Origin of the sequence: uncultured Acidovorax sp., from assembly GCF_964021665.1 — a bacterium.
Classification (GTDB): domain Bacteria; phylum Pseudomonadota; class Gammaproteobacteria; order Burkholderiales; family Burkholderiaceae_C; genus Acidovorax; species Acidovorax temperans.
The window spans coordinates 1-13,552 of record NZ_CAXIAK010000030.1; the positions used below are offsets into that span (position 1 = coordinate 1).

At 62.7% G+C, this 13,552-nt stretch carries 11 protein-coding genes and 3 pseudogenes; 3 read left to right on the forward strand and 11 right to left on the reverse strand.

The genetic code is table 11. The annotated features are described in order from the left end of the window. From AADJ04_RS08580 to AADJ04_RS08620, 9 genes and pseudogenes are all read right to left on the reverse strand, one after another. A pseudogene (locus AADJ04_RS08580) lies at positions 1 to 79 on the reverse strand (elongation factor Tu); the annotation flags it as partial. Positions 80 to 255: 176 nt separating this feature from the next. Continuing rightward, complete coding sequence (gene fusA / locus AADJ04_RS08585; RefSeq protein ID WP_341239360.1) at positions 256 to 2,358, reverse strand: elongation factor G; 2,103 nt, start codon at positions 2,356 to 2,358, stop codon at positions 256 to 258. Between the two features lie 149 nt (positions 2,359 to 2,507). Further along, positions 2,508 to 2,981, reverse strand: a complete 474-nt coding sequence (rpsG, locus tag AADJ04_RS08590) for a 30S ribosomal protein S7 (protein WP_005798541.1) — start codon at positions 2,979 to 2,981, stop codon at positions 2,508 to 2,510. A gap of 174 nt (positions 2,982 to 3,155) precedes the next feature. After that, positions 3,156 to 3,533 carry a 30S ribosomal protein S12 gene (rpsL, locus tag AADJ04_RS08595; protein ID WP_015012185.1) on the reverse strand — a complete coding sequence of 126 codons (378 nt, stop codon included), beginning with the start codon at positions 3,531 to 3,533 and terminating at the stop codon, positions 3,156 to 3,158. A gap of 166 nt (positions 3,534 to 3,699) precedes the next feature. Beyond that, complete coding sequence (locus AADJ04_RS08600; protein ID WP_341239361.1) at positions 3,700 to 4,872, reverse strand: D-alanyl-D-alanine carboxypeptidase family protein; 1,173 nt, start codon at positions 4,870 to 4,872, stop codon at positions 3,700 to 3,702. Positions 4,873 to 5,006: 134 nt separating this feature from the next. Continuing rightward, positions 5,007 to 5,660 carry an alpha/beta fold hydrolase gene (locus AADJ04_RS08605; RefSeq protein ID WP_198847403.1) on the reverse strand — a complete coding sequence of 218 codons (654 nt, stop codon included), beginning with the start codon at positions 5,658 to 5,660 and terminating at the stop codon, positions 5,007 to 5,009. Positions 5,661 to 5,732: 72 nt separating this feature from the next. Continuing rightward, on the reverse strand, positions 5,733 to 6,092 hold the full coding sequence (locus AADJ04_RS08610; protein ID WP_341239362.1) for a (2Fe-2S) ferredoxin domain-containing protein: 360 nt from the start codon (positions 6,090 to 6,092) through the stop codon (positions 5,733 to 5,735). 9 nt (positions 6,093 to 6,101) lie between these two features. Beyond that, complete coding sequence (locus AADJ04_RS08615; RefSeq protein ID WP_341239363.1) at positions 6,102 to 7,199, reverse strand: VanZ family protein; 1,098 nt, start codon at positions 7,197 to 7,199, stop codon at positions 6,102 to 6,104. A 21-nt stretch (positions 7,200 to 7,220) separates the two neighbouring features. Further along, on the reverse strand, positions 7,221 to 7,652 hold the full coding sequence (locus tag AADJ04_RS08620) for a CopD family protein (RefSeq protein ID WP_341239364.1): 432 nt from the start codon (positions 7,650 to 7,652) through the stop codon (positions 7,221 to 7,223). A 322-nt stretch (positions 7,653 to 7,974) separates the two neighbouring features. Between AADJ04_RS08620 and hemB the strand changes: the two genes are divergently transcribed. The 3 genes from hemB to AADJ04_RS08635 all read left to right on the forward strand — a co-directional run bounded on the left by hemB (position 7,975) and on the right by AADJ04_RS08635 (position 12,357). Further along, positions 7,975 to 8,982 carry a porphobilinogen synthase gene (hemB, locus tag AADJ04_RS08625; protein WP_341239365.1) on the forward strand — a complete coding sequence of 336 codons (1,008 nt, stop codon included), beginning with the start codon at positions 7,975 to 7,977 and terminating at the stop codon, positions 8,980 to 8,982. 70 nt (positions 8,983 to 9,052) lie between these two features. Then, a complete protein-coding gene (locus tag AADJ04_RS08630; RefSeq protein WP_341239378.1) occupies positions 9,053 to 10,180 on the forward strand; it encodes a magnesium transporter CorA family protein in 1,128 nt (375 codons plus the stop codon). 575 nt (positions 10,181 to 10,755) lie between these two features. Further along, on the forward strand, positions 10,756 to 12,357 hold the full coding sequence (locus tag AADJ04_RS08635) for a methyl-accepting chemotaxis protein (protein WP_341239366.1): 1,602 nt from the start codon (positions 10,756 to 10,758) through the stop codon (positions 12,355 to 12,357). Positions 12,358 to 12,379: 22 nt separating this feature from the next. Here AADJ04_RS08635 and AADJ04_RS08640 read toward each other — a convergent pair. Together AADJ04_RS08640 and AADJ04_RS08645 are read right to left on the reverse strand one after the other, a co-directional pair. Next, positions 12,380 to 12,979 (reverse strand): annotated as a pseudogene (locus AADJ04_RS08640) (amidohydrolase); the annotation flags it as partial. A 265-nt stretch (positions 12,980 to 13,244) separates the two neighbouring features. Beyond that, positions 13,245 to 13,514 (reverse strand): annotated as a pseudogene (locus AADJ04_RS08645) (amidohydrolase); the annotation flags it as partial. Between the last annotated feature and the right edge of the window lie 38 nt (positions 13,515 to 13,552).

A 13,552-nucleotide genomic window follows, 5' to 3' on the forward strand; every position in this document is an offset into this window, starting at 1 on the left:
TTGTCTTGCCATGGTCCACGTGACCGATCGTGCCCACGTTGACGTGGGGCTTGGTGCGTTCAAACTTACCTTTTGCCATTTTTTTCTCCAAAGAGCTATGCCGGTGCCGGGTTTAACGTCTGCATGCGGTTGCTGATTCGACCCGCACCGGCCACAGGGCGGCACCGCATCGCAGACATACTATGAATTTGATAGCTGCTAGCGCTTGCAGCACAAGCGCTAGCAGCCAGTTTGGCTGTTAGACCAAAGACACCATTACTTGGCGCGGGAAGCCATGATGGCTTCCGACACATTGCGAGGAGCTTCAGAGTAGTGCTTGAACTCCATCGTGTAAGTAGCACGACCTTGTGTGGCCGAGCGCAGCGTAGTCGAGTAGCCGAACATTTCCGACAGAGGAACTTCAGCGCGGATGGCCTTGCCACCGCCCGGGATGTCGTCCATACCCTGCACCATGCCGCGGCGGCTGGACAAATCGCCCATCACGTTGCCAGCATAGTCTTCAGGCGTTTCCACTTCAACAGACATCATGGGTTCCAGGATGACTGGACCGGCCTTCTTGCAGCCTTCCTTGAAGCCGAAGATAGCGGCCATCTTGAACGCCAGTTCGTTCGAGTCCACATCGTGGTACGAACCGAAGTGCAGCGTGACCTTGACGTCCACCACAGGGTAGCCAGCCAGCACACCTTGTGTCACGGCTTCGTTGATACCCTTTTCCACCGCTGGAATGAATTCGCGAGGAACCACACCGCCCTTGATCGCGTCGACGAACTCGATGCCCTTGCCGGCTTCGTTGGGTTCGATCTTGAGCACGACGTGACCGTACTGACCCTTACCACCGGACTGGCGCACAAACTTGCCTTCGGCTTCTTCCACCGTCTTGCGGATGGTTTCGCGGTAAGCCACTTGAGGCTTGCCCACGTTGGCCTCCACGCCGAACTCGCGCTTCATGCGGTCCACAATAATTTCCAGGTGCAACTCGCCCATGCCGGAAATGATGGTCTGGCCCGATTCTTCGTCGGTGCGCACGCGGAACGATGGATCTTCTGCGGCCAGACGACCCAGAGCGATACCCATCTTTTCTTGGTCAGCCTTGGTCTTGGGCTCCACGGCCTGCGAAATCACAGGTTCAGGGAACACCATACGCTCCAGGATGATCTGCGAATTCACATCACACAGCGTTTCGCCGGTGGTCACTTCCTTCAGACCCACGCAGGCAGCGATGTCACCGGCGCGGATTTCTTCCACCTCCTGGCGCTCGTTAGCATGCATCTGCACGATACGGCCGATACGTTCCTTCTTGCCCTTGATAGGGTTGTAGACGGTATCGCCCTTGGTCAGCACGCCAGAGTACACGCGCACGAAAGTCAACTGACCAACGAAGGGGTCGGTCATCAGCTTGAACGCCAGCGCAGAGAACTTCTCGTTGTCGTCGGCCTTGCGCGTCACAGGCTTTTCGTCTTCATCGGTACCAGCTACATCAGGGATGTCCGTAGGTGCTGGCAGGTAGTCGATCACGGCGTCCAGCATGCGTTGCACGCCCTTGTTCTTGAACGCGGTGCCGCACAGCATGGGGTGGATTTCCGTAGCGATGGTACGGGTGCGCAGGCCCTGCTTGATTTCAGCTTCGCTCAAGTCACCTTCTTCCAGGTACTTGTTCATCAAGTCTTCAGAGGCTTCAGCAGCAGCTTCAACCATCTTTTCGCGCCACTCTTTGGCGGACTCCACCAGATCAGCAGGGATGTCCTGGTAGGTGAACTTCATGCCTTGCGAGGCTTCGTCCCAGATGATGGCCTTCATCTTCAGCAGGTCCACCACGCCGGTGAAGGTGTCTTCAGCGCCGATTGGGATCACCACGGGCACGGGGTTGGCCTTCAGGCGCAACTTCATTTGCTCGTAGACCTTGAAGAAGTTGGCACCGGTACGGTCCATCTTGTTCACAAAGGCCAGGCGAGGCACCTTGTACTTGTTAGCCTGACGCCACACAGTTTCAGACTGGGGCTGCACGCCGCCCACAGCGCAGTACACCATGCAAGCGCCGTCCAGCACGCGCATGGAACGCTCCACTTCAATCGTGAAGTCCACGTGGCCGGGGGTGTCGATGATGTTGAAGCGGTGCTCGGGGTAGGTGTTGTCCATACCCTTCCAGAAGCAGGTCGTGGCAGCCGAGGTGATCGTGATACCACGCTCTTGCTCTTGCTCCATCCAGTCCATGGTGGCAGCGCCATCGTGCACTTCGCCAATCTTGTGGCTCACGCCCGTGTAAAACAGAATACGTTCGGTGGTCGTGGTCTTGCCAGCGTCAATGTGGGCCGAGATACCGATATTGCGGTAGCGCTCGATGGGGGTATTGCGAGCCATGGTGGATCCTTGATGGGTCGTATTGGGGAGGGTGTCGGGCTGCCATACTGGCAAGAAAGCCCGTCAATTTTGTGACTGCCTGAAATCGACACAAGGCTGCAGGCAAATACGCCAGCAGCCTTGGGCCGATATCAGGACAAATCCGCTTTTTAGAAGCGGAAGTGGCTGAATGCCTTGTTGGCTTCGGCCATGCGGTGCACTTCGTCACGCTTCTTCATGGCGCCGCCACGGCCTTCGGTGGCTTCGAGCAGCTCGTTGGCCAGACGTTGGGCCATCGACTTTTCACCACGCTTGCGGGCGGCTTCCTTAATCCAGCGCATCGACAGGGCCAGACGGCGGACAGGACGCACTTCCACAGGCACTTGGTAGTTGGCACCGCCGACGCGGCGGGACTTCACTTCCACCATGGGCTTCACGTTGTTGATGGCAACGGTGAAGGCTTCCAGAGGATCCTTATCGGGGTGCTTCTTCTCGATCAGCTCCAGGGCACCGTAAATGATGCGTTCTGCAACCGCCTTTTTGCCGCCTTCCATGATCACGTTCATGAATTTGGACAGCTCAACATTACCGAACTTTGGATCCGGCAGGATTTCACGTTTGGGGACTTCGCGACGACGTGGCATTTTTTACCTCTATCTTTGCTTCAGTTGGCATCTTTTCAGACACCGCGAGAGCCAATGAAGGACTCCCACTTACTCGACCCGCGCAGAACACCTGCGTTTGGGGTCACTACGCTGCATCTCCGCGCCACGCGGAAAAACAGCACCGAAAATTCTTCAGACCGAAAGGGCCAGGGCTTACTTGGCCTTTGGCTTCTTCGCGCCGTACTTGGAGCGGGCTTGCTTGCGGTCTTTCACGCCTTGCAAGTCCAGCGAACCACGCACGATGTGGTAACGCACACCTGGCAAGTCCTTGACACGACCGCCGCGAACCAGCACCACGCTGTGTTCTTGCAGGTTGTGGCCTTCACCGCCGATGTAGGAGATCACCTCAAAACCGTTGGTCAGGCGCACCTTGGCGACCTTACGCAGAGCGGAGTTAGGCTTCTTAGGCGTCGTGGTGTACACGCGAGTGCACACGCCACGGCGCTGTGGAGAGTTTTCCATCGCAGGGCTCTTGGACTTGGTCTTTTCGACCTCGCGCCCCTGACGGACCAATTGATTAATGGTTGGCATGAAATACGTCCCTAAACGTGAATTTGCTTCGTGAAAGCGAAAACGTGAATCCCTTCGGAAATTCCGAAAAGCCTTCTAATGTATCAGGCTAGTGCACAAGAGGCAAGCGTGGCGCAGTTTGGGCGCTGCGCCATGCGCTTGCTCCTTGGCCAATGCGACTGTGGGGTCACTTGATCCACAGGCGGATGGCGTCCCAGGCGCGGCCCAGGAAGCCTGCCTGCTCGACCCCCTCCAGCGCAACCAGAGGCACTTCGGCCAAGGTCTGCTCACCCAGCGCCACCTTCAAAGAGCCAACAGCCTGGCCCTTGGTGTATGGAGCCACCAGGGGGTCTGGGCGCGAGATTTCTGTCTTGATCTTGCCAGCACTGCCCGAGGGCACCGTCACCACGATGGCTTCGGGACGGCCGATCTTCAGAACGTTCTCAGCGCCCTTCCAGAGGGCTGGCGTGGCCACGGGGGTGTTGGCTTCAAAGAGTTTGACGGCATCGAAGGCGGTGTAGCCCCAGTTCAACAGCTTCTGGCTTTCGTTGGCGCGCGCATTCTCGCTGGCCGTGCCCAGAACGATGGACAGCAGGCGGCGCTGGCCCACGTTGGGGAAATCGCGCTTGGCGGTGGCGACCAGGCAGTAGCCAGCCGCTGCGGTGTGACCCGTCTTGAGGCCGTCCACCGTGGGATCGCGGAAGAGCAGCATGTTGCGATTGGTGCCATTCGAAGGTGGCGTGCCGGGGTAGCTGTACTGCTTGGTGGAGTAGTAGTGCATGTACTCCGGGAAGTCTTTCATCAACCGGCTGGCCAGCACGCTCAGGTCGCGCGCGGTGGTGACGTGGCCGGGCTCGGTCAGGCCTTCGGGGTTTTTGTAGCTGGTGCCATTCATGCCCAGGGCCTTGGCCTGGTCGTTCATCAGCTTGACGAAGTTTTCATACGTGCCGCCCACGCCCTCGGCCAGCGCCACGGTGGCGTCGTTGCCCGACTGGACGATCATGCCCTTGAGCAGGTCGTCCACCGACACCTGCATCTTGGGGTCGATGAACATGCGCGAGCCGGGCATCTTCCAGGCGCGCACACTCACGGGCAGCTTCTGGTCCAGCGTCACTTTCTTGGCACGCAGCGCGTCAAACACCAGGTAGCCCGTCATCAGCTTGGTCAGCGATGCCTGCTCCACCGGCGCGTCGATGTCCTTGGCCGCCAGCACCTGGTTGGCGGTCACATCCACCAGCATGTAAGTACGGGCTGCGATTTCCGGGGGTTGGGGCACCTGCTGCGCCAGGGCACCAAAAGCGGCGGGGGCAACAGCAGCAAAAAAGGCCAGGGATCGCAGGGCGGGCAGGATTCGTTTCATGGAGCGTTCAGAGATGCAGCCAACGGCTGAGAGGATGGAGAAGTAGGATCGATGCAGCAGCACGCGCTGCTGCAAAAGGTTTTGGGCAGAGTCAGCCGGCGCACGGAGGTTCCGCCAGCGCGGCCGATCTCTTTTTAGAGGGCCGACTGCAGGTGCCTGACCACCAAGTTTTTGAGCAGCGGCAATTGTCCGTGAAAGAAATGCCCGCCTCCGGGCACGACTGTCACAGGGAGTGTCTGGGGGCGCGCCCAGTCCATCACCGCGGACAAGGCCACGGTGTCGTCTTGCTCGCCGTGCACCACCAGCGTGCGCAGATGGGCCTCGGGTGGCACCGGGGCCACGGTGAAGCGGCTGGCAGCCGTGCCCACCAGCACGGCGCGGTCAATGTGCCGCTGGGGCCACAGTGTGGCCAGCGCGTGGCTGGTGACGAACGCCCCAAACGAGAAACCCGCCAGGGCCAGCGGTTGCGCGCCTTCGCCCGCGGGGGCCACCTGCTCCACCACGGCCAGCAGGTCTTGCAGCTCGCCCCGGCCTTCGTCGTGCACGCCCTGGGTGGCACCCACGCCGCGAAAGTTGAAGCGCACCGCCGTCCAGCCGCATTGCACAAAGGCACGGGCCAAGGTTTGCACCACCTTGTTGTCCATGGTGCCGCCGAACAGGGGGTGGGGGTGGGCAATCACCGCCACACCCCGAGGCGTGCCGCCATCGGGCACGCTGGCCGCGTCGCGGGCCACTTCGATGGCACCGGCGGGGCCTTGCAGCGTCAGTCGTTCTGTCTGTGAATTCACGTTTGCTATGTTTTTAATAGCTGCTCGCGCTTATGCATCAAGCGCTACATGCCATTATTATCAAAAAACCAATCAGCGCCCCAGCTCAGGTGGCACCAGCAGGCGCTCCACCACCTGGCCGTTTTTCAGGTGCGATTCCACGATCTCGTCGATGTCGCTGGTGTCCACAAAGGTGTACCAGGTGCCTTCAGGGTAGACCACGGCCACGGGGCCTGCGGCGCAGCGGTCCAGGCAACCCGCCTTGTTCACACGCACTTTGCCGGTGCCCGCCAGACCAGCGGCTTTCACCTTCGCCTTGCAATGGTCAAACCCAGCCTGGGCGTTGTGATGGGCACAGCTGTCTTCGCCGTTGGTGCGCTCGTTCAGGCAGAAGAAGATGTGGCGCTGGTAATAGCCCGGCGCGGCGGAAGTGGGTTGGGTGGGTTCGCTCATGGGGGTATTTTAGGGATGGGCGTCTTTGCGCGAGACGCGTACCAGCACATACAGCAGCGCCACATAAGGCCAGAGCCAGCCCAGCCACTGGCCCAGGCCATAGAAACGGATGAAGCGCCCCTGCTCCCATTGCATCAGGGTCTGCGCAAAATAAACGTTGGTCGGCGCCTGGTTCAGCAAGGCCAGGTGCCACACCAGTGCCACCAGCAGCACGGCCGCGCTGGCCCGGCGCGGCAGCATGAGCAACAGCACCGCCATGCCCGCGGCCGCCCACACACCCACGCGCACGGGCTCGTCCAGCCAGCCCCAGGCGTGCGCGGGGCCCCAGCTCAGCGCCGCAGACAGTGCCGTCACCGCCACCCCGATCACCAGCACCCCCGTGGCAAACACCGCCCGCCGCCCCACATGGCGGATGACGCAATAGCCCAGCAGGCTGGGCACCAGCAAGCCCAGCATCACGCACAGCGCTTCACCGCCGGGCGACAGCGGCTCCAGCACGGTCTCGCGCATGGGCATCCAGTCGATGAAGGGGGTGTCTTGCAGCGCCTGCTCAATCGCCGCCTCCAGCCGCTCCAGCACCTGCCCAAGGCCAAACGGCACGGCAGCGGGGAACAACAACGCAGCAGGCCACAAGGCCATCAGCACCAGCGCCCCGCGCGCATCCGGCACAAACCAGCGGCCCCGGAACAGACTCCAACGGTCGATGGCCCCCCAGCGCTCCAACAGCGCCGCCAGCAAGGCGCCCAGCCATGTGCCCGCAGCATTCAGCACCAGATCGAGATTGGAAGGGACACGCCGCGGCAGGTAGATCTGTAAAAACTCCATGGCCAGCGACAGCAGCGAACCCGCCAGCGCGGCCCACCACACGGCGCCGCGCGTCCAGCCCGTGCGCAGCAAGGCCAGGGCCAGCAAGAAGCCCAGGGGGGCATATCCGATCAGGTTGGACGTGACGTCAAAGCCCGTCCAATAAGGCGGTGGCAGCGGCGCCGCCAGAAACATCCAGGGCTCCAGCCCCTGGGCGCGCCAGCCTGAAAAAGGGAACAGACTGGCAAAAACGATCAAAACCGCATAAATAGCCGCCAAAGGCCAGGCGGAGGTCTTGTGCAACGGCGCAGGCCTCCGTCCCTGTCAGAAGGGTTTGACGACCACCAGCACCACCGCAATCAGCAGCAGCACCACGGGTGCTTCATTGAACCAGCGAAACCACACATGGCTGCGCTGGCTTTGGCCGTTGGCCAGCTTGCGCAGCAGCACGCCGCAGGCGTAGTGGTAGCCCACCACCAGCAAAACGATGGTGAGTTTGGCGTGCATCCACCCATTGCCCGGGCCTTGCAGGCCAATGCCGTACCCCAGCCACAGCCACAGCCCTAGCGCCAAGGCGGGCACCGCCAGGATGGTGGTGAACCGCAGCAGCTTGCGCGCCATCAGTAGCAAGCGCTCACGCTCTGCCACCGAGTCGGGCGCCACCATGGCCAAATTGACAAAGATGCGTGGCAGATAGAACAGACCGGCGAACCAGCTGGCCACGAAGACGATGTGAAAGGCTTTTATCCAGAGCATGCGGGCAGTTTAAGCGTCCCGCTCGCCCCTCGGCGCCAGAGCGTCGCTTTGCCCCTTTTTTCAAAGCTGCCCGGGCTAAAAAAAGCCCGGCACAAAGGCCGGGCTGAGAAGCCCCTGAATGCGTGGAGCATCCAGTGAGCCCCGCTCAGGGAGGAAAAAGCGGGAGGCAGAGGGCTGCCCGAAATCAAATTTAGCATTAAGTACAGAAAGTTACAAGCCCTCGCAATTAGTTGCTCCAATCCAAGGGGCTTTCTACGCGCCTATTTCGCGCTTGCAGATCCAGATCAGGCCCTTGCCCAGGAGATAGGGCACAATTTTCGCCATGCACCTCCCTACTTCTGCCCCCTTCCCCCAGAACCGCCCCCGCCGCCTGCGCCGTGACGCCTTCACGCGCCGCCTGGTGCGTGAGCATGCGGTGTCGGTCAACGACCTGATCTACCCCGTGTTTGTGCATGAGGGAATGCAGCGCAGCGAAGCCGTGAGCTCCATGCCCGGCGTGGAGCGCCTGAGCCTGGACTTGCTGCTGCCGGTGGCGGCAGATTGCGTGAAGCTGGGCATTCCGGTGATGGCGCTGTTCCCGGCCATTGACCCCGCGCTCAAGACGCCCGACGGCCAGGAAGCACGCAACCCCGATGGCCTGATCCCGCGCGTGGTGCGGGCGCTGAAGAAGGAATTCCCACAGCTCGGCGTGATGACCGATGTGGCGCTGGACCCCTACACCAGCCACGGCCAGGATGGCGTGCTGGACGACACCGGCTACATCATCAATGACCAGACGGTGGAAATCCTCACCGCCCAGGCCCTGACGCATGCTGAAGCGGGCGTGGACATCGTGGCCCCCAGCGACATGATGGACGGCCGCATTGGCGCCATCCGCGAGGCGCTGGAAGTGCAAGGCCACATCCACACCCGCATCATGGCCTACAGCGCCAAGTACGCCAGTGCCTTCTACGGCCCCTTCCGCGACGCGGTGGGCACACGGGGCGCTTTAGGCAAGGCCGACAAGAACGTGTACCAGATGGACCCCGGCAACAGCGACGAAGCCCTGCGCGAAGTGGCGCTGGACATTGCCGAAGGTGCGGACATGGTGATGGTCAAACCCGGCATGCCGTATCTGGACATCGTGCGCCGCGTGAAGGACGAATTCCGCGTGCCCACCTTCGCCTACCAGGTGAGCGGCGAGTACGCCATGATCAAGGCCGCCGCCGCCAACGGCTGGCTGGACCACGACGCCGTGATGATGGAAAGCCTGCTGGCCTTCAAGCGCGCGGGCGCTGATGGCGTGCTGACCTACTTTGCCCGCGACGTTGCCCGTTTGCTTCAAAAATAATAGCAATCTTGTGAAGCAGGAAGAGCGGCAACCGCCCACTTCACCCAGCAGCGCAGCGGGCGCACGGCCGCTGCGCATCTTCCACATCCAGCCCACGGGGGTGGCCGAACTGTCGGAGCTTCCCGAGGCGCCGCCCGCCAGCGGCTTTCTGTGGCTGGCCTGCGCGCGTGCCGCCTTCCAGGAACAGCTGCCCACCCTGCAGGCCGCCTTGCAACAGCTCGCCGGCATGCAGCTGGTGGACCTGCATGTGTCGGACCTGCTCAACGCACAGCTGCCCTCGCGCTACGACTACACCTCGCAGTACGACCTGCTGGTGTTCAGGCGCCTGGCCACCACCCCGCACGCAGCCCCCCCTGACGAGCCATCGCCCACCGACGCCGCCCACCCGGCCAAGCGGTCTGGCCCGCTGGTGCTGCGCCGCATCGACACCAACCCCGTTGGCTTTGCGCTGCTGGACCAAGTGCTGCTGACCGTGCACCCGGCCGACTGCGCCGTGCGGGAGGCCTATGCGGCACGGCTGCTGGCTGCCGCGCCGGCAGACCCGCGCGAAGGCCGCATGCCCACGCCGGGCGCACGCCTGCCTGCCAGCCCGGCCGACCTGATGCTGCGGCTGGTGAACACCATGGTGGACGGCTACCTGGACTTGCGGCGGGACCTGACCCGGCAGCTCGACCACTGGCAGACCGAGCTGCTCAAGCCGCGCGCCCGGTTTGTGAACTGGAGTTCGCTGCTCGATGCCCGCATGGCGCTGCACAACCTAGATGAAATCTGCGAAGACCAGCGCAGTGCCATTCAGGACTGGATCGACACGCTGGAAACCTGGGCCCCGCCCGATACACCCGCCGGTGCGCGGGAGCTGGACCTGCTGAAGGTGCGCAGCCGCGACGTGCTGGAACCCATCGAACGCGTGGTGCACCACGTGCGCCGCCTGGAGCAAAGCACCGAAACGGCGGTGCAGATGCACTTTTCGGTGCAGAGCAACCGCACCAACGACATCATGCGTACCCTCACGGCGCTCACCGCCGTGTTCCTGCCGCTGAACCTGATCGCGGGCATCTTCGGCATGAATTTCGAGTTCGTTCCGCTCATCCATAAGGCCGATGGCTTCTGGTGGGCGGTGGCGTCCATGCTGGCCATCGCTGTGGCGTTGGTGGCGCTGTTCTGGCGCAAGCAATACCTCTCGCGCACCCGGCAATAAGCGTCTGTTCGAAGAGCGGCGTGCAAGTCGTACGACAGGCGTAACAACGACGCCAGAGGAGTATTGTTCGCCGCTCCTGGTCCTGCTTGGGCTGCAGGGCCCTCCGGGCAAGCTTCAGCGCGTCCCCCGAAGAAGTGCGCCATTAGAAGCCCTCGCCTGTAAAGCCCCGACGCCACAGACACACATATGCGTCGATGTAGATCGACACTCCAGGCTGGAACCTGTGACGCGCAAGCCACGACCGTTTTGCGACCACAGAACCAGCGCAACCACACCTCACGCGGCACGCAAGGCAGCTGCCCGCTGTGGAAATCAACTCGCCGCTCTCCCGCCCTCACCAGCGCAGCATGTGAGAGCGCTGGGCCGCCGCCAGATCACAAATCCCAGCGATTTGGCACGCGATGCATTACCCGCACGGTGTCCGAATTTTGTGTGGCAGCAACCCACACAAACGCGTCCCGTATTGTCAGCGTTGTGCCAAAAGGTTAACAAACGCAACAACGCTTGACGCTCGTCAAGCCGCACCCCGGGGGGGCTGGGTAATCTCGACCGCGCACTTCAATCAATCCCTCCTCATGAATCAAATCGCCATTGGAAAACGCCTCTGCCTGGGCTTTGGCTTGCTGTTGGCCCTGTCGCTGCTGGGCACCTTGCTGGGAGTGTGGCAATTGCACACCGCCTCCGTGTCCACCCAAGCCGTGATCGAACAACCGCTGGCCAAGGAACGCCTCATCAGCGACTGGTACCGCCTGATCCACACGGCCGTACGCCGCACCACGGCCATTGCCAAAAGCAGCGATGCGTCCTTGTCGACCTATTTTGCAGAAGAGCAGAAGCTCTCAGCCAGCACCACCACCGACATTCAGAAAAAAGTCGAAGGCTTGATGCAGACCGACGCGGAGCGCGCACTGTTCAGCGACATCAGCGCGCTGCGCCGCACCTACACCGAAGCCCGCGACGAAGTGATCCGCCTGCGCCGCGACGGGCACAGTGAACAGGCCGATGCACTGCTGGAATCGCGCTTCGTTCCTTCAGCCAAGCAGTACATGACCCGCGTGGAAGCGCTGATGGAAATGCAGCGCAAGGCACTGGACGAATCTGCCGCGCCCATCAAGGCCGCGAACGACAAGGCCCGCTACTGGCTGATCGCGTTGGGCGCCATTACCATCGGGTTGGGCATGGTGCTGGCCGTCACCATCACGCGCAGCATCACCCTGCCGCTGAGCTATTCAGTGGCTGTAGCCGACACCATTGCCCATGGCGACCTGACCACCGAGGTGGTCAGCACCCGCAGCGACGAAGCCGGTCAGTTGCTGCGCGCCCTGGCAGACATGCAGCACTCGCTGGCCTCGGTGATCGGACAGATCCGCAGTGCGGGCGACCAGATTGCCAGCGCCAGCGACCAGATTGCCGGGGGCACGCAAGACTTGTCGTCGCGCACCGAACACACGGCCGCCAACCTGCAGCAGACAGCGTCGTCCATGGAGCAGTTCACGGCCACCGTGCAACAGTCGGCAGAGGCCGCCCGCACCGCCAGCACGCTGGCTTCCTCTGCGGCTGAAGTGGCATCGCAAGGTGGCAGCATCGTGGCCCAGGTGGTGGAGACGATGGAAGACATCCACACCAGCTCGCGCCGCATTGCGGACATCATCGGCACCATCGATGGCATCGCCTTCCAGACCAATATCCTGGCGCTGAACGCTGCCGTGGAAGCCGCCCGCGCCGGTGAACAGGGCCGTGGCTTTGCCGTGGTGGCTGGCGAAGTGCGCAGCTTGGCCCAACGCAGCGCCGAGGCGGCCAAGGAAATCAAGGGTCTGATCTCCAGCAGCGTGGAGAAGGTGGGCCAAGGCACGCAGCTTGTGCACAACGCCGGGGCCGCCATGCAGAACATCGTGAGTTCGGTGCAAAGGGTGACGGAGGTGATAGCGCACATCGCCGCCAGCGCCCGCGAGCAATCTGACGGCATTGCCCTGGTGAACGACGCCATCGCCCAGCTCGACCAGGCCACCCAGCAAAACGCCGCGCTGGTGGAAGAGTCTGCCGCTGCCGCGCAAAGCCTGCGGGAGCAGGCCTATCGGCTGGCGCAAGCTGCGTCCACCTTCAAGGTGGCTGACACCGCAGCGCCGCTGCACCGCCCTGCGATGGGGCACGATCAGCCACGGCTTGCAGCGGCCTGAGCGGACGCTGCGGCCGCTGCACTCAGTTCTTGCGGTCTGGGCTGACGACAGACACCCCCAGCAACGCCGCTGCATTGCCCCAGGCCACGCGCTGGGCCACATCGGCAGGCAGGCCACCCAGCCAGGTGCGGTAGTCCCGCATCTGCGCCTCGTAGTGTTGCCAGCGCTGGTTGACCCAGGTGTCTGAGCCGATCACAAAACGGGTGGGGTGCTTGAGCAGCAGGTCGCGCCACTCGGGGCACAGCTGCCCACCGTCGCACACCAGCCCGGGGCGGTACGACAGCTCGCCCACCAGCCCAGGGTAGCGGGCCAGCAGCGCATCGACCCGCGCAACCGGCACGCCGCCAATGCCCGTGTGGGCCCAGATGAGGCGCACCGACTGGCCCTGGCTGGCGGTGTGCGCCATCAGCAGGTCAATCGCCACATCGTCCACATGGGCCAGCACCACCAGGCGGCGCAGCTCGGCCAGTTGCATCAGCTTGCGGGCTACCGGGCCGTTGGCGTCGGCACTGTCGTACAGGTGGAATTCGCCAATGCCACGGTACGGGCCCGCTGCGGTGCCGCGCTCCAGCTCGGCCAGCACCATGTCATAAATGGATTCGTCGCGCGGCCAGCCGGTGTAAGGGCCTGTTCACCCTATTTTTGCCAGTGCGAACGAGGCCATAGCCACGCCAATCTAGGCGCGTGACGACGCCAAGGCCGGGGCCTTGGCTAGGAGTGCAACGACGAGTGGCGTGGCTTTGGCCTCGTTCCCTTCGGGTTGCGCCCCCAAGGGCCATTCGCGGCGTTGCCAAGTCTCGCTGGGGCGGCGCCCCAGCTGCACTTGGCGCCTAGCGCCTGGCCCTTGGGGATCGCAACGCATCTGGCAAAAATAGGGTGAACAGGCCCTCAGCCCGATTGCGATAAAGACGAACAAAAGGCACCACCCCAATGCCTGCCTCGCGCATCTGCGGCAGGGCCGCCAGCGCCAGCGAGCCCGCATTGGGCCGCGAATTGGCGACGATGGCCCGCACCCCGCTGGTCTGCATGCGCGCGAGCACATCGGCAGGCGGATGGGGGCCTGCGGTGCCGTTCCAGGCTTCTTCGTTGTAGTGCAGGTGGGCGTCGAACAGGGGGCCTGTGTAGTCGGCCGCCTGGGCTACGCTGGCAATCGCTATCAAATAAATAGCTGCCAGCGCTTGTTGTAAAAGCGCCA